The organism is Coriobacteriaceae bacterium (assembly GCA_025757745.1).
Lineage (GTDB): Bacteria > Actinomycetota > Coriobacteriia > Coriobacteriales > Coriobacteriaceae > Collinsella.
In genome coordinates this window covers 940530-960067 of sequence record CP107217.1, presented here as the reverse complement: position 1 = coordinate 960067, position 19538 = coordinate 940530, and the positions used below count along the sequence as shown (strand labels likewise).

Genomic DNA, 19538 nt, shown 5'->3' with positions numbered 1-19538 from the left:
GGCGTAGCAACAACTTAGGCGGCAGATCGCTACCGATCGGCAAGCTCGTCCCTGAGCATATCCCGAACGAGCATACCCGCGCGGATGCCTTTCAGATACCACCCGCCACGCTCGGTAAGGCAAATACCATTTGCAAGCTGGCCGCCATCCTCGCTATAACGCGAAACGACCTCGATCAAACCGTCAGAATCCAAGCGCTCAATTGCGGCGCGGGCTCGATACGGAGACACCCCAACGTGCTCCGCAAGCGTTTTGCGCGAGAAGCCATATGTCCCGCCACTTTCGGATTGCTGGGCAATCTCCATCAACACCAGCACTTCGACACGCTTCATATCGTTGACACTCGCACGACCCTTGCCCGCCATGGCAGCCTCCTCTAACCGAGCACGAGCATCCAGCGCGCCGTGCACGACCGACACACCTCACGATGGCAGGTAATATCCATCATGCGGCATCCCGCTAAGGATGAAACAGTTACGATTATTGTATACCGCCCAAATTGTTTTTAGGCAGGTAAACGGCTATTTTTCGCCGAAATAGACGCTTTATTGATCAAAAAGCCGTACCGGGCGCTAACCCGATACGGCCAAAAGGCGATGCAATTACCGCGGTACTTCAAACTTAGCGATGGAAGAAACCACGACGCTCAAACTTGGGCTCGCAGCACACGTTGATGCCCAGTTTACGCAACACCGTCTCGTCCGTCGGCGAGATAATCACGCTAAAGAAGGCATCGCAACCGCGCAGCTGCTCCAGGCCCGAAAGGACACGAGCGGCCGTCTCGCTCGTAGCCGAGGTGATCGACAGCGCCATAAGCGTCTCGTCGGTGTGAAGGCGCGGGTTTTTGCTGCCCAGGAAATGCGTCTTGAGCTTGCTGATGGGCTCGATCGCCTCGTCGCTGATGACTTCAAGCTCAAGGTCGACGCCCGAAACATGCTTGAGAGCGTTCATAATGAGCGAACTTGCGGCGCCCAGGCGCGTGGAGGTCTTACCGGTCACCACGGAACCGTCCGGCATGACCATGGCGCCCACGGGACCACCCGTCAGTTGCTCCCTGGTTAAGGCCGCCGAGCGCGCCGGTGAGTAGTTCTTATCGATGCCGGCCTTCTTCATAATAATCTTGAGACGGTCGACTTGCTCATCGCCCACGCCGGTACGGCGCACATTTTCGACCGCGGTAAAGTAGCGGCGGACGATCTCCATCTTGGAAGCGTCGCGGCAGGCATCGTCATCGGTGATGGCAAAGCCGACCATATTGACGCCCATGTCCGTGGGACTCTGGTAGGGGCTCTTGCCTAGGATCTTTTCCATCAGGGCACGGACCACCGGGAAGGCCTCGACGTCGCGGTTGTAGTTGACCGTGGTCTTGTTGTAGGCCTCAAGGTGAAAGGAATCGATGATGTTGGCATCGTCGAGGTCCGCCGTGGCGGCCTCGTAGGCAATATTGACCGGATGCGTCAGGGGAAGATTCCAGACCGGGAAGGTCTCAAACTTGGCATAACCGGCGGCGGTGCCGTGCTTATGCTCGTGATACAGCTGTGAGAGGCAGGTGGCGAGCTTGCCCGAGCCAGGGCCGGGCGCCGTCACGACAACGAGCGGACGCGTGGTCTCGACGAACTCGTTCTTGCCGTAGCCTTCGTCAGAAACGATCAGATCGACGTCGTGCGGATAGCCCTCAATGGGATAGTGCAGCTTGGCGGGAATGCCGAGTGCATTCAGACGATTGCGGAAGACGTCGGCAGCGGGCTGACCGGCATACTGCGTGATAACCACGGCCGCGACAGCAAAACCGTTGCCGCGGAACAGGTCGACCAGGCGCAAGACGTCCTCGTCATAGGTAATGCCCAGGTCGCCACGGGCCTTGTTCTTCTCGATATGGTTTGCATTGATTGCGATGATGACCTCGACGTCGTCGGCAATGCTCTTGAGCATGCGGAACTTGCTGTCCGGCTCAAAACCCGGCAGCACGCGACTCGCATGATAGTCGTCAAACAGCTTGCCGCCAAACTCCAAATAGAGCTTGCCACCAAACTGCGAGATGCGCTCCTTAATGTGAGCAGCCTGCAGCTCGATGTACTTCGCATTGTCGAAACCCTGGCGCATGTGTGGCTCCCGTCCCGTTTCCATTTAATGTCCTAGGCGATTATAACGGAGCCCGCCCTCCCCGATACCCAGACCATCAACAGGCACCAACCAAACACGCTCACCACAACCACCGGGGACCCGGGGCAGCTCGTTTGGAACGGGGAACAAGTCACTCAGCACCAACAATGAAAACGTCGCAGGCAGAGCTGAAGCCAGCGAACGGGCACCAGAGCGAGCAAGCTTCCCCCTGCACCAACAAGGGGAACGTCGCAGGTGGAGCATAAGTCAGCGAAAGCCCGTCAGAGCGAGCAAGGTGACGTGAAAGAGGAGGGCATAGGCCTTTTGGCCATGCCCGACGATTGAACGTCAGATTGCCGCTCTGGCGGGTTTGCAGCGTCGACCGGTTCCGCGGTTTGGTAAAACCGCGGAACAAAAAAGCGCCCCCTCCCGCGCACGGAACGGGAGGGGGCTAAAGGTAGGAGTCTACCGGTGGGTTGACCCCACCGGACAGACGATGACCAGGTGATCCTTTACAGGATCGTCAAGGTTTCCGTGGGGTACCCGTTGGGTACTTAGAGCATCACGCAAGCGACGGTCAGGATGATGGCGCAGACGACGGAGAGAGCGACGATGAGCTTAAGGGCAAACTTGAGCCAGGTCGTCCACTCGATCTTGGCCAGGGCGAGACCGCCCATGATGGCGCCGGAGGTCGGGGTGAACAGGTTCACAACGCCGATGGCAGAGGAGAAGATCATGACCATGACCTCGGGCGAGAAGCCGAGCTTAACAGCCAGCGGTCCCATGATAGGCATGGAGACGGTAGCCATACCAGAGGTCGAGGGGATCAGGAAGGACAGGCCGAAGTAGACCAGGAAGCTCATGGGAGCGAAGATCACGCCGGACAGGCCAGCCAGAGCATTGGCGGCAGCGTCGAGGACGTAGACGTCGAGGCCGGTGTTAGCCATGAGGACGGAGATACCACGGGCGAGGGCGATGACGAGAACAACGGACATCATGTCGGCAGCGCCGGTGATGAAGGTGTTAACGATCTGCTTCTCGGACAGGCCACCGATGATACCGATCAGGACGGCCATGAGGAAGAACCAGGTGGAAGCCTCGTCGAAGTACCACTGACCAATGGGCAGGCCGGTGATCAGGGCAGACCAGCCCTGGACGACGGCGTTACCGTCGGCGTCGTAGACAGCGCCAGCGTCGAAGAAGTTGGCGACGCCCTCGTTGAGGTCGGCCAGCGGAATGAAGCCGACGATCATGACGACGAAGGTGAAGGCAAAGGCGATCAGAACACCCTTCTGACGACCAGTGAGCTTGACCTCATTGTGAACCTCGGAAGCAGCCTTGCCGTGAGCCTCTTCGGCGTCCTTGAGCTCCTGCATCGACAGGATGGTGGAACCCTTGTCAGCCTTGACCTTCTTGGCATAGCTCATGACGAAGAAGATGGACATGGCAGTGGTAACAATCCACAGGACGGCACCGAGGCCGATGATGATGGACTGGTTGACCTCAATGCCAACGCCGGTCAGAGCGTCGACGGCAGCGCCGACGGCGAACGGGTTAACCGTGGAGCCCAGGCAGCCGCAGCCAGCGCCGAGCAGGACGGTGGCGGCACCGACCATCGGGTCGAAGCCAGCGGCCATCATGGTAGCGGCAAGCAGGGCGTAGAAGGGAACGGTCTCCTCGCACATACCATAGGTGGTACCACCGAGGGAGAAGATGAGCATCAGCACGGGAATGAGCATGATCTCGTTACCCTTAAGCTTCTGCACCAGGACGGCGATGCCGTTGTCCAGGGCGCCGGTCTCGGTCATCATACCGAGGAAGCCGCCGAGGATCATAACGAAGAGGCAGACGGGCAGAGCGTCAGCGAAGCCCTTGATCGGGGCGGTGCAGAAATCGCTCAGACGGGCGGCAGTAACCGCGCCGCCGGACGTGCCGGAGACGATAACGGTAATCACTGCAACAATTGCCAGCAGAGCAAGAAGAATGGTGAACGATGAAGGCATACCGCGCTTTTTCTTAGCGGTCTCAGTCATAGTTCTCATCCCCCCTTCATAAATCATTTACTGATCTCGCCCGAAGCGGCTCTTCCGTGCCGTGCCTGCCGCTCGATCGAGATTTTTACCAGATAAAGCCGCTCGGGGTGTTCAACAATACACCCCGAGCGAGATGCTAGATGCACTTACTTGAGCGTGGCGTACATGACGGCCTTGATGGTGTGCATGCGGTTCTCGGCCTCGTCGAAGACCTTGGAAGCGGGGCTCTCGAAGACCTCGTCGGTGACCTCCTGCTCGGTGATGCCGAACTGCTCGCACTTCTCGGCGCCAATCGTGGTGTTGGTGTCGTGGAAGCTGGGCAGGCAGTGCAGGAAGATGGCACCCGGGTTGGCCATAGCCATGACCTCGGAGGTGACACGATACGGGGTGAGCTGAGCGATGCGCTCGGCCCAGACCTCGTCAGGCTCGCCCATGGAGACCCACACGTCGGTGTAGATAACGTCGGCACCGGTGACGCCGTCCTTGACGTCGGTGGTCAGCTTGATGGTGCAGCCGTTGGCCTCGGCGATGGGCTTGCAGGCCTCGATGACGTCGTCAGCGGGCATGCACTCCTCGGGGCCGCAGGCCACGAAGTTCATGCCAAGCTTGGAGCAGACAACCATGAGGGAGCGAGCAACGTTGTTCTTGCAGTCGCCCATGAAGACGAGGGTCTTGCCCTTGATGTCGTAGTTGAAGTTCTCCTGGACGGTCAGGATGTCGGCGAGCATCTGGGTGGGATGCCACTCAGTGGTCAGGCCGTTCCACACGGGCACGCCGGACTTAGCAGCGAGCTCCTCGACATCGTCCTGGGCAAAGCCACGGAACTCGATGCCGTCATACATGCGGCCGAGAACGCGGGCGGTGTCCTCGATGGACTCCTTCTTGCCCATCTGCGACGAACCCGGATCGAGGTAGGTGACACCCATGCCCAGATCCATGCCGCCGACCTCGAAGGCGCAGCGGGTACGAGTGGAGGTCTTCTGGAAGAGCAGAACGATGTTCTTGCCCTCGAGATAGCGGTGCGGAACGCCAGCGCGCTTCATGTCCTTGAAGTTCTTGGAGAGCTTGAGCAGGTACTCGATCTCCTCGGTGGTGAGGTCGAGGAGCTTGAGGAAGCTACGGCCGGAGAGGTTAACACCCATGGTTCGTTTCCTTTCGAAGAAATGAATTACGTAAGTAATTAGTGTTGCCCGTTTGACGGGCGAAACCGGTGCGGTTGTAGGGGGACCGCACCGGAAACGGAAAGACTTAGAGGTCCTCGCGCCAGAAGGGCATGCTCATGCAGCGCGGGCCGCCGCGGCCGCGGGAGAGCTCGGCGGAGGGCACGACGAGAAGGTCCAGGCCCTCCTTGTACAGCACGTCATTGGTGACGGTGTTGCGGGCGTAGACGCAGATCTTGCCGGGCTCGACGCACAGGGTGTTGGAGCCGTCGTTCCACTGCTCGCGGGAGGCCGCGATCGGGTCGCCGCCGCCGCAGGGGATCAGCTTGACCTGGTCGACGCCGGTGGCGTCCTCCAGGACGTGCTCGAGGGTGTCCTCGATCAGGCGGATGTTCACGTCGCCCGGGTTCTTGCCGGCGGTCAGCTCGTAGACGCGCAGGGTGCCCATGATGGCGGGGTGGATCGTGAACTTATCGACGTCGATCTGGGTGAAGACCGTGTCGAGGTGCATGAAGGCGCGCGAGACCGGGATGTCGAAGGCAAGGATGCGCTCGACCTTGGAGTCGGAGTTCCAGAAGATGTTCTGGGCCATGATGTCGATAGCGGCGGCCTGGGTGCGCTGGGAGATGCCGACGGCGAGGGTCTTCTCGTTGATGTTCAGCACGTCGCCGCCCTCGGTGTGGAACTGGCAGTCGCGGCGGAAGTACAGGGAGACGTCCTTGTAGTCGGGGTGGTACTTGAAGATGTACTTGCCGTACAGGGTCTCGCGGTTGCGGGTGACGGAGTACATGCGGTTGAGGTTGACGCCCTCGCCGACGACCGCGAACGGGTCGCGGGTGAAGTAGAGGTTGGGCATCGGGTCGATGATCAGGTCGGACTCGGACTCGGAGTTGACCAGGGAGTCGAGGGTCGTGGACGCCGTGAGGGGCATGTCGATCTCGGCCTTGGTCATGCCGGCCATGGTCTTCTTGACGAACTCGAGGTTGTCCTCGATGGAGTCCAGCTTCTCGCGGACGATCTGCGGCATGTGCTGGCCGCGGATGCCGGCCTCGGCGATGTACTGGTCGGTGAACTCGGCGCGGGCGCCGGGGACCTGGTCGAACACCTCGGCGACGAGGTTCTCGAGGTAGAGCACCTCGACGCCCTGGTCCCTCAGGATCTGGGCGAAGGTGTCGTGCTCCTGCTGTGCGACCTCCAGGAACGGGACGTCGTCGAACAGGAGTCGCTCGAGCTCGTCGGGCGGCAGGTTGAGGAGCTCGTCGCCGGGACGGTGCAGGCAGACCTTCCTGAGCTTGCCGATCTCGGAAGGCACGTGCAGACCTTTCGTCATGGCCTCCTACCTTTCTTTCGGGCCCCTGTCAGGGCCGATTCGTTAGCGCCCCTCCGTGTGAGGCGTTATTGCTGACGACATATTTATATCCAAAATCAATCCATACTTCCACCTCGCCCCCGAACGGTTTTATATGAGGGGTGAACGGCATACACATATACTTCACGCATGGCATACTTTGATTAAATAAAGTGGATTTACGTGCTTAAACGCTTTTTAACCGCAGGATCAATTGAAACTAACCTTTGTTAAACCACCCCCAAATTGCATATTTCACGCAACGATATGAATATAATTCGCAATTCTCGCTGTGTCTCAACCATTTTGATTTTTATTCAGAAAAAAGTGCGTCCTATTCATTTTTGACAAACAGATTACCGTTTACCAGACGTTGGATACCGTTCACCGGAAGCTCAGTATAAGGCCCATCGAATACCCGATCGATCTTGCGTCTCCATTTGTAACAACTTGACTTTTTCGGCAGCAAAGACAAACAGACCCGTTCCCCAAAAGGGAGCGGGTCTGCATTCGGTACACCTAGGGTCCAGCAAGGTTTAGGCCTTCGAGAACCTCAAGGGACTAGCGATCGAGCTCGGCCAGTGCCTCGCCCAGAAGCCTCAGGCCCTCGCGAAGAACATCTTCGCTCGCGCAGTAGCCCAGGCGCGCTCCGCAGGGAAGCTCAAAACGGCTACCGGGGACCAACAGCACTCCCCTATCGGCCAGCAGGCGCTTGCAGAACTCCTCGTCATCCTCGGGAATATCCAGCTGGATAAACGAGGTTGACACGCCCTGCGGGGCCGTCCAAGAGACACGCTGCTGCGTATCGATCCAAGCCTGTGCGATATCTCGGTTACCAAACACGATCTTGCGGTTGCGCTCGAGAATCTTGTCCTTGTGCTCGAGCACGTAGGTCGCCAAAGCATCGTTAAACACGCCACCGCAGATCATGGTGTAGTCGCGGTAGGTGCGGATGCGGTTGGACACCTCTTCATCCGCAACGACCCAGCCCACGCGGGCTGCAGGCGTCGAATAGGTCTTGGACACCGAGTTGGTGACAATGGCCCTCTCGTACACGTCTGCCATCGACATAAAGGACTCGGTGTTCTCGAGCGGCAGATACACCTCGTCGCACAGCACGTAGGCGCCCACCGAGCGGGCAATCTCGGCAATCTGCCCGAGCATGTCTGCATCGAGCACCGTACCGATGGGGTTCGATGCGTTATTGATGCAGATAAGCTTGGTATTGGGGCGAACGAGGCGCTTGAGCTGTTCGATATCGGGTTTCCATCCGAGCTCCTCGCGAAGCTCCCAATACTCGACCTCGGCACCAAGCGTACGCGGGATCTCATAGAGCGGCGCATAGGTAGGCCACTCGGCAATCACGTGATCGCTGGGCCCGACAACGGCAATGATGGCGTTGAGGTTGGCGCCCGTGCAGCCATTGGTCTGCAGAATGTGATCGGGATTGACCTCGCAACGATACAGCTTGGCGACCTCGGCCTTAAACTCCGGCGAACCCTCGATCCAGCCGTAGTTCATCTTCTCGCGATCCAGACGCTCGTAGAACGTAGCGCCGTCCTGCTCGTCGAGCGCGCGAAGCTCGCCCATGGTCAGCGACGAAATCGTCGACTGGGCAATGTCCCACGTAGCGCTCTTCTCCCAAACGTTGAGCCATTCCTCAACGCCAATTGTCTTGATATCCATGACTAAGCTCCAATCGCTAGAACACGGGGATGATGCCGGCAAAGGTCATGGGAATCGAGATGATGCCCAAAAGACAAAGAAGCCGACACCGTTGGGGTATCAACGTGACCGCCTCTAGACATAATGGACACCTTATCTGATGCTAATTTAACTTATTAGACAAGAATGGGGCGGTGCGAAAAACCCGCACCGCCCCATTGGGAGACATCTAATGGCAGCTAGATGTTTGTATTAAGACCCGTACGGTCTATGAAAACCTTAGAGGTCCTCGCGCCAGAAGGGCATGCTCATGCAGCGCGGGCCGCCGCGGCCGCGGGAGAGCTCGGCGGAGGGCACGACGAGAAGGTCCAGGCCCTCCTTGTACAGCACGTCATTGGTGACGGTGTTGCGGGCGTAGACGCAGATCTTGCCGGGCTCGACGCACAGGGTGTTGGAGCCGTCGTTCCACTGCTCGCGGGAGGCCGCGATCGGGTCGCCGCCGCCGCAGGGGATCAGCTTGACCTGGTCGACGCCGGTGGCGTCCTCCAGGACGTGCTCGAGGGTGTCCTCGATCAGGCGGATGTTCACGTCGCCCGGGTTCTTGCCGGCGGTCAGCTCGTAGACGCGCAGGGTGCCCATGATGGCGGGGTGGATCGTGAACTTATCGACGTCGATCTGGGTGAAGACCGTGTCGAGGTGCATGAAGGCGCGCGAGACCGGGATGTCGAAGGCAAGGATGCGCTCGACCTTGGAGTCGGAGTTCCAGAAGATGTTCTGGGCCATGATGTCGATAGCGGCGGCCTGGGTGCGCTGGGAGATGCCGACGGCGAGGGTCTTCTCGTTGATGTTCAGCACGTCGCCGCCCTCGGTGTGGAACTGGCAGTCGCGGCGGAAGTACAGGGAGACGTCCTTGTAGTCGGGGTGGTACTTGAAGATGTACTTGCCGTACAGGGTCTCGCGGTTGCGGGTGACGGAGTACATGCGGTTGAGGTTGACGCCCTCGCCGACGACCGCGAACGGGTCGCGGGTGAAGTAGAGGTTGGGCATCGGGTCGATGATCAGGTCGGACTCGGACTCGGAGTTGACCAGGGAGTCGAGGGTCGTGGACGCCGTGAGGGGCATGTCGATCTCGGCCTTGGTCATGCCGGCCATGGTCTTCTTGACGAACTCGAGGTTGTCCTCGATGGAGTCCAGCTTCTCGCGGACGATCTGCGGCATGTGCTGGCCGCGGATGCCGGCCTCGGCGATGTACTGGTCGGTGAACTCGGCGCGGGCGCCGGGGACCTGGTCGAACACCTCGGCGACGAGGTTCTCGAGGTAGAGCACCTCGACGCCCTGGTCCCTCAGGATCTGGGCGAAGGTGTCGTGCTCCTGCTGTGCGACCTCCAGGAACGGGACGTCGTCGAACAGGAGTCGCTCGAGCTCGTCGGGCGGCAGGTTGAGGAGCTCGTCGCCGGGACGGTGCAGGCAGACCTTCCTGAGCTTGCCGATCTCGGAAGGCACGTGCAGACCTTTCGTCATGGCCTCCTACCTTTCTTTCGGGCCTTACTGGCCGAATGTATCAGCGCCCCTCCATATGGGACGCTGCTTGCTGACAGCTCTAGTTATATCCAAATTCCATTCGTAATGCTACCTCGCCCCCGAACGGTCAGCAAAGTACGATGAACGGTATATCGCATATGATTTCCCATGATGCACTTCAGTTTCGTAAAGCAGATTTTCCTAGGTAAACGTTATTTTTCTAGGAAATCAAGCTTGAACACTCAAAGTTATCCATGATTCAAAATTGCATAGTGAAAACGGTTTTCTGCATATAAATGACGCTTGCCCTCGATTCGACCTACATTCGATTATATTCAGCTTGCTATCATTCTTATTCATACATTCTCACCAGTTGAGTGAGGATATAGATCGCTTGCTCAAAGCACCGGACGTTAGTGCTTCGGCTTGTCAGCGTAAGAAGTAGGTAAAGATACCGTTCACGCGATACGTCCGTGCCAGCGGTCGACTAAATTGAGACAATAGTGAATTAGAGTTAGGCTACCGTCCCCTGCGGGGACTGAACGGACAGATGCATATGCCGAGCAAAATCGAAAAGAAACAAAAGGCCGCTAAGCTGCGCAAGCCGCCGCGCGACTTCTCGTACACGCAAAACCGAGAGCTTAGCTGGCTGCGCTTTGACAACCGCGTGCTTGACGAAGCCTTCGACGAGACCGTTCCGCTGTTCGAGCGTCTAAAGTTCGTGTCGATTTTCGAGTCTAACCTCGACGAGTTTCTCATGGTGCGTGTGGGCGGCCTGTCCGATCTTGCAGAGCTCAAAAAACAGCCTGTCGACAACAAGAGCAATATGACCGCCTCCGAACAGGTCGATGCTGTCATGGCAGAGCTGCCCGGGCTCCTTACCCGTTGGGAGTCCATCTTTAAGAGCATCGAGGACAAGCTCGACGCTCTGGGCGTTCACCGCGCCCGCATCGATTCGCTTACGCCCGAGGAGCGCACCTTCGTAACCCGCTACTTCCAAGCCTACGTGTCGCCGGTCATCTCGCCGTTGGTCATTGACCCGCGCCATCCCTTCCCCAACCTGCGCAACGGCGCACTCTATCTGGCTTGTGGCCTGGACGGCGTCACCGACGAGGAGAGCCTGCTGGGCCTTATCGAGATTCCCACCTCGATGAACCGCGTGGTCGAGATCCCCTCGCCCACCGGCACCTACTCCTACATCTTGCTCGAGGACGTCATCCTCGCCTGCCTGGACAGTTGCTTTGGCTCCTATAAGCCGCTGGACCGCGCGCTGATCCGCGTCACCCGCAATGCCGATATCGACCCGGACGGCGAAGGCGTCGAGGAGGAAGAGGATTACCGCCAGCACATGAAGCGCATCCTCAAGAAGCGCCTGCGCCTGCAGCCGGTGGTGCTCGCCGTATCGGGCTCGCTCGAGAAGGCAACGCTCAAGACCATCCGCAAGGCGCTCGAGCTTTCTCGCCGCTCGGTCTTTACCTGCGATATCCCCCTTGACCTTGGCTACGTCTTTGGCATTGAGGGTAAGATTCCCGAGCACCTGCGCAATGAGCTCCTCTTTACGCCGTTTAAGCCGCAGCCCAATCCCACCATCGATATGGCCCGCTCCATCCGCGAGCAGGTGCTGCAGCACGACAAGCTGCTCTTTTACCCTTACGAGACAATGAACCCGTTCTTGGACCTGGTGCACGAAGCAGCCTATGACCCCGAGTGTATCTCGCTGCGCATCACGCTCTACCGTGTGGCAAAGCAGAGCCGTCTGTGCGAGTCGCTCATCGATGCTGCCGAAAACGGCAAAGAGGTCACGGTGCTCATGGAGCTTCGTGCCCGCTTTGACGAGCAAAACAACATCGAATGGGCCGAGCGCCTGGAAGAGGCCGGCTGCACCGTTATCTACGGCTCCGAGGGCTTTAAGTGCCACTCAAAGATCTGCCAGCTCACCTATCGCGAGGGCATGGCGCTTACCCGCCTGACGCTTTTGGGTACCGGCAACTTTAACGAGAAGACGGCCAAGCTCTACAGCGACTTTATGCTCATGACCGCGCATCCCGGCATCGGCGAGGACGCCAACCTGTTCTTCCGCAACCTGTCGCTGGGCAACCTGCGCGGCGACTACCGCTTCCTGGGCGTGGCGCCCGTGGGCCTCAAGCCGCTCATCATGCGCGGCCTGGACCGCGAGATTCAGCGCGCCCTTGTCGGCGAGCCCGCCCGCGTGTTCTTTAAGCTCAACTCGCTTACCGACCGCGAGGTCATCGACAAGATTGCCGAGGCATCGTGTGCCGGCGTGCGCGTGGACATGATCATTCGCGGCATCTCGTGCCTCAAGCCCGGTGTTCCGGGCAAGACCGAGAACGTGCACGTGCGATCCATCGTCGGACGTTTTTTGGAGCATGCGCGCGTCTATGCCTTTGGCGTGGACTCGGACATGATCTACCTGAGCTCGGCAGACATGATGACGCGCAACACCGAGCACCGCGTGGAGATCGCCTTCCCCGTGCTCGACCCCACCTGCCGCGCCCTGGTGCACGAGTACATGGGCATGCAGCTGCGCGACAACGTGAAGGCACGCAGCCTGACGAGTGACGGCACCTGGGTTCCGGTGGAGCGCAAAGAGGACGAGAAACCCTTCAACTCGCAGGAAGCTCTGCTGGAGCGCGCGTATCGCAACGCCGAGGCCGCCGCGCAGCAGCGCGCACAGGAGAAGGAACGTGTGGCCGAAAAAGTTATCCAGGACGAGATTGAACATGGGGCGGCTGCCAAACCGGAAGCGGTTGCCGCTCTCCCGGTGAATGAGCCCGAGGCTGCCGCAGAGCCCGCCGTGGAGAAAGCGCCCGAGGCCGCTACTGCGACTCCGGAGCCCGCCGCCGAGGCAAAGCCCGCCCCTGCTCCTGAGCCGCAGCCGGCCACACCCAAGGTCCAAGAGGTCCAGGCGACCGTCATTGAGCCCAAGCCTGCACCTGCACCTCAGCCCGAGCCGCAGGTCACCAAGCCCGCACCCGAGACGAGCGCCCGTCGCGATAAGCCCGCCGGCAAGACCAAGGCCATCGAGCGCCATCGCCCCGGTCGCGTGCGCATAGGCCTGGGCCTGATCGGCCTGGGTCTAAAGACGCTCATTACCGGCAAGACGAAATAGTCGTTTGTAGAAGCGCCCCGCATTTGAGGAAAGCCTCGGATGCGGGGCGCTTTTCCCTGCTACCATGGTGCGAATAACAACGCGAATGACAGGCAGGAATATGAAGCTCACTATAGAATCGATGACCTACGGCGCCGACGGGCTGGCGCACGCCGACAACGGCAAGGCCGTCTTTGTGCAGGGCGCCGTGGCAGGCGACACCGTCGAGGCCGAGGTCGTACAGGACGGCAAGTCGTTCATGCGTGCCCGCACCACCGAGATTCTGGAGCCAAGCCCCGATCGCATTCAGCCTCCCTGCCCCTTCGTGGGCATCTGCGGCGGCTGCTCGTGGGGCAATCTCTCACGCACGGCACAGCTCGCCGCCAAGGAGCAAAACCTGCGCTCCACGCTCGAGCGCATCGGCAAGTTCGCTCCTGAGCAGGTCGATGAGTTGGTACAGCCCATCTGCCACACCAAGGACGACTGGGGCTACCGCAATAAAATCGAGCTCGAACCGACCGTCGTCAACGGTCGCGTGCGTCTTGGCATGCACGGTGTCGACCCCAGCAAAATCGTGACCGTCGATACGTGCCCGCTGTTCGACAAGCGCTTCCCGAAGGCGCTCAAATCGGTCGTCGGCGCACTCAACTATCTAAGCGGCAGCCATGACTTGGGGCTCGAACGCGTGGGCATTCGCGCATCACGCCGCACCAAGGCACTCGAGGTCGCACTCTGGACGCCCACAGGCTCTTTTCCGCGCTCGCAGGTCTCCCGCGTGCTGGCGGACGCCGCTCACCCCACGAGCATCGTGCGCGTGATGAGCAAGGGCGAAAAGAAGGCCCGCCGTGTCTCCAAGGTCGAAATGCTCGCCGGAAAGGGCTCATGGACCGAGAATATCGCCGAGGGTCAGATGCGCTTGTCTGCCCCGTCTTTTTTCCAGGTCAACACCAAGGGTGCCGAGATTTTGATCGAGCTTGTCATGGAAGCACTCGACCCGCAGGAAGACGAGCTTGCCGTGGACCTGTACTGTGGTGCCGGCACCTTTACCCTGCCGCTCGCCCGCCGCTGCGACTTTGTCGCCGCCGTCGAGGCCTACGGCCCCGCCGTGCGCGACCTGCGCCGTAACCTGGAGATCAACAAGCTTGATAACGTCGACGTCATTGGCGGAGACGCGGTGCGCGAGTTCCCCGACCAGGATGCCGACGTCTTGGTGGTCGACCCGCCACGCGCAGGCCTCGCCCCCGAGGCGATCGACCTTATCGCCAGCACGAGTGCTCGCGATGTCGCCTACGTGAGCTGCGACCCGGCCACCCTGGCGCGCGATCTCAAACGCTTTGTCGAAGAAGGCACCTTCTTCCCCGTAAAGATCACGCCAGTCGACCTGTTCCCACAAACCTTCCACTGCGAGACCGTCGTCCACCTTAGGCGCAACTAGACTGTTTGCCCAAGGCCACGCCCGATGATTTTTCTGGGACGGGGATTAAATAATCAATTTGTACCAAATGATTATTTAATCCCCGTCCCTTTTTAAACATTGGGAAATCGAGCGTGGCAAGCGCATGTCTTCGGGGTATAAGACGCCTAATTGTATGCCGCCTTACGAAAGGAACTCTCATGCCCAGCGTTGCCGTTCTCGCCGCCGATGGCTTTGAAACGATTGAATGCCTGACCATGGTCGACGTCATGCGTCGCGGCGGCGTGCGCGCCACGCTCGTCTCGATCATGCCCACGCGCGAGGTCGTGAGCTCGCTGCAGATTCCCGTAACCTGTGATGCGCTCTTTGACGAAATCAACTTTGACGAGTACGACTGCGTCGTGCTGCCCGGCGGCCTGCCCGGTGCCACCAACCTGCGCGCCGACCAGCGCGTCTGCGACGTAGTCTGCGATTTCGCCGCGACCAAGCACGTTGCCGCCATCTGCGCCGCCCCGTTTATCCTGGGCGAGCTTGGTCTACTCGAGGGACGCCGCGCCACGTGCTTCCCCGGCTTTGAGAAGAGCTTCCCCGAGGGCACCTATACCGGCGAGAAGGTCACGCAAGACGGCAATATCATCACCGCTAGCGGCATGGCACAGTCACTCCCCTTTGCCTTGGAGCTGCTGCGCACGCTCGCCGGCGAAAAGGCCGTCGAGAAGGTCGCCGAGGGCATCCAACTATGATTTTGGCTTCGCAATCGCCGCGCCGCATAGAGCTGATGCGCGAGGCGGGCTATAACATTCGCGTAATTCCCGCAGACATCGATGAAACGCCTTTTGATGGCGAAGCTCCGCTTACGCTCGTCGAGCGCTTGGCGCGTGCCAAAGCTGCTGCCGTCGCGGCCGAGCATGCCGAGCCCAACGAACTGACCGTCGCGGCCGATACCATCGTCACCTTCGATGGCATGATTTTGGGTAAGCCGGCAAACGAGGACGAGGCGTGCACCATGCTCCGCGAGCTTTCGGGCCGCACGCACCAGGTGGCGACCGGCGTCTGCATCGTTAAAGCCGGCGACGCTACAGCTCCGCATGCCGCCGAGAGCCTGTCGTTTGTCGATGTGACCGACGTGACGTTCTATGAGCTTACCGAGGAGCAGATCAAGCGCTATGTTGCCTCCGGCGAACCCATGGACAAGGCCGGAGCCTACGGCATCCAGGGCACAGGCGGCCGCATGCTCGTGCACGACATTTCGGGTGACTTCTACAACGTGGTGGGCTTGCCCATCGCCCGCGTCGCACGCGCGATTCAAAAACTCTCGTAATTGCATCTGGCGCTGGGTATCCCCCAGCGCCTACAATTTTGCCGTACCGTACGGATCCCGACCGGGCATAAGGCCCGGCGGAAAACCGATAGGAGATAATATGGACACACTGCTCGAAGCCATCGATGTTTGCAACGTCGATGGCTTTTGCTTTGGCAACTATACGGACGAGGAGGCTGGCACCGGCTGCACCGTAATCGTGGCGCCCGAGGGTGCCACCGGTGGCGTTGACGTACGCGGTGGCGCTCCCGCTTCGCGCGAGACCGACCTGCTGCGCCCCGAAAACACCGTCGATAAGGTCCACGCCGTCTGCCTTTCGGGTGGATCGGCCTTTGGCCTCGAGGCTGCAAGCGGCGTCGCTCGCGAGCTTGAGAGCCGCGGCATCGGCCTTCCCGTCGGCCCCACGCAGGTGCCTATCGTGTGCTCCAGCTGTATCTTCGACCTCGCCTTTGGCGATCCCACCGTGCGCCCCGACATAGAGGCCGGCATCGCCGCCGTGCATGAGGCACTCGACAACACCCCCACCACGCTCGAGCAGGGCAATGTAGGTGCCGGCACGGGTGCCACCGTCGGAAAGCTCATGGGGCCCGCCACCTGCATGAAGGCCGGTCTCGGAGCTGCCGCCGTGGCGCTCGGCCCCGTCAAGGTGGGCGCCGTGGTCTCGGTCAACGCCTGCGGCAACGTCGTCGACCCCTTCACCGGCGAGTGGGTCGCCGGCATGCGCGCCGCAGCCGATAGCGACCAGATCGTCGACATGGAGCTCGCCGCCTTTGCCGCCGCCGGCTCTATGCAGATGCCGCTCGACCGCACCAACACCACCATCAGCTGTATCGTCACCAACGTGGAGCTCACCAAGGCCCAGGCCACCAAGGTCTCCCAGATGGCAGCAGACGCCTACGCGCACGCCATCCGCCCCACACACACCACCAACGACGGCGACACCATCTACACCCTCGCCAGCGGCAAACTGGGAGCCCAGGCAAGCGCCGCCGTTCCCCTAGACCTGCTGGGCATGCTCGCCGTAAGGGCCCTACAGACCGCCATCGTAAACGGAGCCAAAAGCGCCAAAACCTCCCACGGCATCCCCGGCGCCGCGAAGTAATCTCACTCGACCGTCGGTCGGAGGCGGGCGGGCATTACGTTTGCTGCTCTACAGTCCTATGCAAGACGAAGGCCACATTAAGTGGCCTTCTTTGCATGCGGAACTCGCGACAAACGTAATGCCCGCCCGTCTCCGACCGACTTCCAACCTAATTCTTTTCAGCCCAGGCCCCTGTGTACCGCGCGTCTAAGATCTTCAAAATTCAGCTGCCTGACAATCGATTCTTATAGCAGAGGCCCCTTGGCCTTTAGTTTGATACAAGTTCCGCACGAGCCGGAAAGCACTTAATGTGCTTTCCGTGCGAGCAGGACTGTTCGCAGTAGCAAACTAAAGGCCAAGGGGCCCAGTCAACCCATCAGCAGCGATTACTCAGCAGCTAGTTGAATTTGAAGATCTTTGAGGCAAGACGGTATAGGCCGAGTGTGGTTTTGTCACCAGCCCGACCGCGCAGGTTGGTGAAGAAGCCGACCACACCGTAGCGTGCACGACGATACATACGCTCGTCATAGGCCTTTAAATCACTCCACAACGTCTTCAGGCGCTCGTCGGCACAATCCTCGTCGGAAAGCTTAGTGAGCACCGAGCAGATTGCCATCATCATGGTGAAATAGCCCATCATGTACGAGCGCAGACGCGACGACTCGACATCGCTGTACAGGTGGAACGACTCCATCATGATGCGCGTCACGCGAAACTGTTGGTCCAGACGCTTGACCATCGTGGCCTCGTTGACGCTTTGGCCCTCACGGCCGATAAAGTAGCGGTAGAGGTCGATGTCGGCGTAGTACATGGTCTTGCAGCGCGGTAGCGGCACGTAGGCGTAGATGTTGTCTACATAGAACGTGTGCGGCGGCATAGGCAGATTGGACGCGCGCAGCACATCCGTGCGATAGCACAGGCTGTGCATGAGCAGATTCTGGTCCAGACGGAAATGACCAATCTGGTCCCAGGTAAAGATCTTTTTCCGCGGCAGGGCAAACTTGTAGCCAATAGCGGTGTGCGTACCCTCGTAAACCTTCTCGTACACATAGTTCGAGATAAAGAGGTCGACGCGCTGGTCGCGCTCCTCAAAACCGCGAAGGATCGAAAGCATGGTCGACAGGGCTGCGCCATCGAGCCAGTCGTCCGAGTCGACAACTTTGTAGTAGGTGCCCTGTGCCTCGCGCAAGCCCGAAAGGACGGCAATGCCGTGGCCGCCGTTCTCCTGATGCACCGCGCGGATGATTCCGGGGTAACGCGTCTCCCACTCATCGGCCTTGGCCGCCGTCTCGTCCTTGGAACCGTCATCGACGATGATGATCTCGATATCGGTGGCGTAATTGCTCCCCTCCAGAATGGAGGTGATGCAATGGTCCATGTCCTTGGCGGCGTTATACGAGGGAATACCGAATGATATGACTTTATGCATGGCAGGCGATAATCTCATCCGAAAGATCGAGGGCGGAGTTGGTCACGGCATCCATATCGTAGTAACGATACTCGGCCAGGCGACCCACCGGGTGGAAGTTCGTCAGGTTCTGAACGCGCTCAAGATAGCACTCATAGAGCTCACGGTTCTCGGGCTCCAGAATGGCGTAGTACGGCGTCTCGCCCGAGCCGGGCGTATAGGCCTTGGAGTACTCCTTCATGATGGTGGTCTTGCCGGGCAGGACCTGACCGGTCATGTTCTTGAACTCGGTGATACGCGTGTAATCCTCGCTCGTGGTGTAGTTGACGGTGCCCACGGGCTGGAACTGGTCCATATCGAGCGTCTCGAACTTCATGTCGAGCGTACGGTACGGCAGAGCGCCCAAGTCGAGGTTGAACAGCTCGTCGAGCGGACCGGTGTAGACGATCTCGCCGCCATAGACCTTGCCGTCGATCTTGACGGTGGTCTCGTCGATCTCGAAGAGATCGCGGGCGTCCACGTCGCAGAACACATCAATCAGATCGTGGTCGAGCATGTGCTCGAACAGCGCGGTATAGCCGTCCTGCGGCATGCCCTGGAAGGGAGCCTGCGGGAAGTAGCGGTCATCGTCGCCCACAAAGACGGGAACGCGACCGGTGATCGAGGGATCGATCTGGTCGGGCGTCTGGCCCCACTGCTTCATGGTGTAATGCAAAAAGACGTTCTCGTAGACGTAATCGGCGACCTCGGCAAGATCCGGGTCGTTCTTCTTGCGCAGCTCCATGATGGGCACCTTGACGTCCTTGCCAAAGGTCTCCACGAGCTTCCGATACAGCTCCTCGCCGCGCTCGTCGCCAAAGGCGAGCTTGAGGCTCGCGTGGTTAAAAGGCACGGGCATGAGGGTGCCGTTGATGTTGGCAAGCACCTTGTGCTGGTAGTCCGTCCACTTGGTAAAGCGCGACAGGAAATTGTGGACGCGCTCATTAAAGGTATGGTAGATGTGCGGACCATACTCGTGGACCAGGATTCCGGCCTCATCAGCGCAGTCGTAGGCGTTACCCGCAATGTGGCTACGGCGCTCCAGAACGGCAACACGATAGCCGATGGTCTCGGCGAGACGGCGGGCACAAACGGCACCGGCATAACCGGCACCGACGACAATCATGTCGTATGCGCCGGCGTTAAAGCCTTCAGGCAGGCCTGAGGTAATCTGCATCGATACTCCTTGTCAAAAGCCACGGGCTCGTTAGCTGGGCTTTTCTCGAACATTCTTCGAGACATATTTATCAGAGCGATTATAGCGCTAATGCGTCCTATAATGAGCTTGCCACACAAGGAAAGCTCAAGCACCGCGGCGAACATAATTGAAAGGTAA

Annotated in this window: 14 protein-coding genes; 5 read left to right on the top strand and 9 right to left on the bottom strand. The window is 59.6% G+C overall.

Annotation, left to right across the window (positions count from 1 at the left end; all coding sequences use genetic code 11):
- Positions 1–29: 29 nt before the first annotated feature.
- The 7 genes from OGM60_04005 to arcA (OGM60_03975) all read right to left on the bottom strand — a co-directional run bounded on the left by OGM60_04005 (position 30) and on the right by arcA (OGM60_03975) (position 9830).
- A complete protein-coding gene (locus tag OGM60_04005) occupies positions 30–365 on the bottom strand; it encodes a hypothetical protein (GenBank protein UYI99965.1) in 336 nt (111 codons plus the stop codon).
- Positions 366–621: 256 nt separating this feature from the next.
- The gene (locus tag OGM60_04000) at positions 622–2103 is read right to left on the bottom strand and encodes a DUF1846 domain-containing protein (protein UYI99964.1); all 1482 of its coding nucleotides are present in this window, start codon (positions 2101–2103) and stop codon (positions 622–624) included.
- 554 nt (positions 2104–2657) lie between these two features.
- Positions 2658–4136, bottom strand: coding sequence for a YfcC family protein (locus tag OGM60_03995; protein UYI99963.1), 1479 nt, complete (start codon positions 4134–4136; stop codon positions 2658–2660).
- Positions 4137–4282: 146 nt separating this feature from the next.
- The gene (gene argF / locus OGM60_03990) at positions 4283–5278 is read right to left on the bottom strand and encodes an ornithine carbamoyltransferase (GenBank protein ID UYI99962.1); all 996 of its coding nucleotides are present in this window, start codon (positions 5276–5278) and stop codon (positions 4283–4285) included.
- Positions 5279–5384: 106 nt separating this feature from the next.
- Positions 5385–6626 (bottom strand): arginine deiminase, encoded by a 1242-nt coding sequence (gene arcA, locus OGM60_03985; protein ID UYI99961.1) that lies wholly within the window; start codon positions 6624–6626, stop codon positions 5385–5387.
- Between the two features lie 579 nt (positions 6627–7205).
- On the bottom strand, positions 7206–8330 hold the full coding sequence (locus OGM60_03980) for an aminotransferase (protein UYI99960.1): 1125 nt from the start codon (positions 8328–8330) through the stop codon (positions 7206–7208).
- Between the two features lie 258 nt (positions 8331–8588).
- Entirely contained in the window at positions 8589–9830 is a 1242-nt protein-coding gene (gene arcA, locus OGM60_03975; protein UYI99959.1) for an arginine deiminase, read from the bottom strand.
- A 556-nt stretch (positions 9831–10386) separates the two neighbouring features.
- Here arcA (OGM60_03975) and ppk1 point away from each other — a divergent pair.
- The 5 genes from ppk1 (at position 10387) to OGM60_03950 (ending at position 16776) form a co-directional block, all read left to right on the top strand.
- A complete protein-coding gene (gene ppk1 / locus OGM60_03970) occupies positions 10387–12960 on the top strand; it encodes a polyphosphate kinase 1 (protein ID UYI99958.1) in 2574 nt (857 codons plus the stop codon).
- Positions 12961–13045: 85 nt separating this feature from the next.
- Positions 13046–14374, top strand: coding sequence for a 23S rRNA (uracil(1939)-C(5))-methyltransferase RlmD (gene rlmD, locus OGM60_03965; GenBank protein UYI99957.1), 1329 nt, complete (start codon positions 13046–13048; stop codon positions 14372–14374).
- A 179-nt stretch (positions 14375–14553) separates the two neighbouring features.
- Positions 14554–15096, top strand: a complete 543-nt coding sequence (locus OGM60_03960) for a DJ-1/PfpI family protein (GenBank protein ID UYI99956.1) — start codon at positions 14554–14556, stop codon at positions 15094–15096.
- Entirely contained in the window at positions 15093–15674 is a 582-nt protein-coding gene (locus OGM60_03955; GenBank protein UYI99955.1) for a Maf family protein, read from the top strand. Before OGM60_03960 ends, OGM60_03955 begins: the two co-directional genes overlap by 4 nt.
- Before the next feature lie 100 nt (positions 15675–15774).
- Positions 15775–16776 carry a P1 family peptidase gene (locus OGM60_03950; GenBank protein ID UYI99954.1) on the top strand — a complete coding sequence of 334 codons (1002 nt, stop codon included), beginning with the start codon at positions 15775–15777 and terminating at the stop codon, positions 16774–16776.
- A 376-nt stretch (positions 16777–17152) separates the two neighbouring features.
- Here the strand turns inward: OGM60_03950 and OGM60_03945 are convergent, their stop codons facing one another.
- Together OGM60_03945 and glf are read right to left on the bottom strand one after the other, a co-directional pair.
- A complete protein-coding gene (locus tag OGM60_03945; GenBank protein UYI99953.1) occupies positions 17153–18184 on the bottom strand; it encodes a glycosyltransferase in 1032 nt (343 codons plus the stop codon).
- On the bottom strand, positions 18177–19379 hold the full coding sequence (gene glf / locus OGM60_03940; GenBank protein ID UYI99952.1) for a UDP-galactopyranose mutase: 1203 nt from the start codon (positions 19377–19379) through the stop codon (positions 18177–18179). The genes OGM60_03945 and glf overlap by 8 nt, the downstream gene beginning before the upstream one ends.
- Positions 19380–19538: the final 159 nt, after the last annotated feature.

Excerpts from the sequence above, each read along its gene's own strand:
- OGM60_04005 (UYI99965.1), bottom strand. The coding sequence starts at position 365 with ATGGCGGGCAAGGGTCGTGCGAGTGTCAACGATATGAAGCGTGTCGAA.
- OGM60_04000 (UYI99964.1), bottom strand. The coding sequence starts at position 2,103 with ATGCGCCAGGGTTTCGACAATGCGAAGTACATCGAGCTGCAGGCTGCT.
- OGM60_03995 (UYI99963.1), bottom strand. The coding sequence starts at position 4,136 with ATGACTGAGACCGCTAAGAAAAAGCGCGGTATGCCTTCATCGTTCACC.
- argF (UYI99962.1), bottom strand. The coding sequence starts at position 5,278 with ATGGGTGTTAACCTCTCCGGCCGTAGCTTCCTCAAGCTCCTCGACCTC.
- arcA (UYI99961.1), bottom strand. The coding sequence starts at position 6,626 with ATGACGAAAGGTCTGCACGTGCCTTCCGAGATCGGCAAGCTCAGGAAG.
- OGM60_03980 (UYI99960.1), bottom strand. The coding sequence starts at position 8,330 with ATGGATATCAAGACAATTGGCGTTGAGGAATGGCTCAACGTTTGGGAG.
- arcA (UYI99959.1), bottom strand. The coding sequence starts at position 9,830 with ATGACGAAAGGTCTGCACGTGCCTTCCGAGATCGGCAAGCTCAGGAAG.
- ppk1 (UYI99958.1), top strand. The coding sequence starts at position 10,387 with ATGCCGAGCAAAATCGAAAAGAAACAAAAGGCCGCTAAGCTGCGCAAG.
- rlmD (UYI99957.1), top strand. The coding sequence starts at position 13,046 with ATGACAGGCAGGAATATGAAGCTCACTATAGAATCGATGACCTACGGC.
- OGM60_03960 (UYI99956.1), top strand. The coding sequence starts at position 14,554 with ATGCCCAGCGTTGCCGTTCTCGCCGCCGATGGCTTTGAAACGATTGAA.
- OGM60_03955 (UYI99955.1), top strand. The coding sequence starts at position 15,093 with ATGATTTTGGCTTCGCAATCGCCGCGCCGCATAGAGCTGATGCGCGAG.
- OGM60_03950 (UYI99954.1), top strand. The coding sequence starts at position 15,775 with ATGGACACACTGCTCGAAGCCATCGATGTTTGCAACGTCGATGGCTTT.
- OGM60_03945 (UYI99953.1), bottom strand. The coding sequence starts at position 18,184 with ATGCATAAAGTCATATCATTCGGTATTCCCTCGTATAACGCCGCCAAG.
- glf (UYI99952.1), bottom strand. The coding sequence starts at position 19,379 with ATGCAGATTACCTCAGGCCTGCCTGAAGGCTTTAACGCCGGCGCATAC.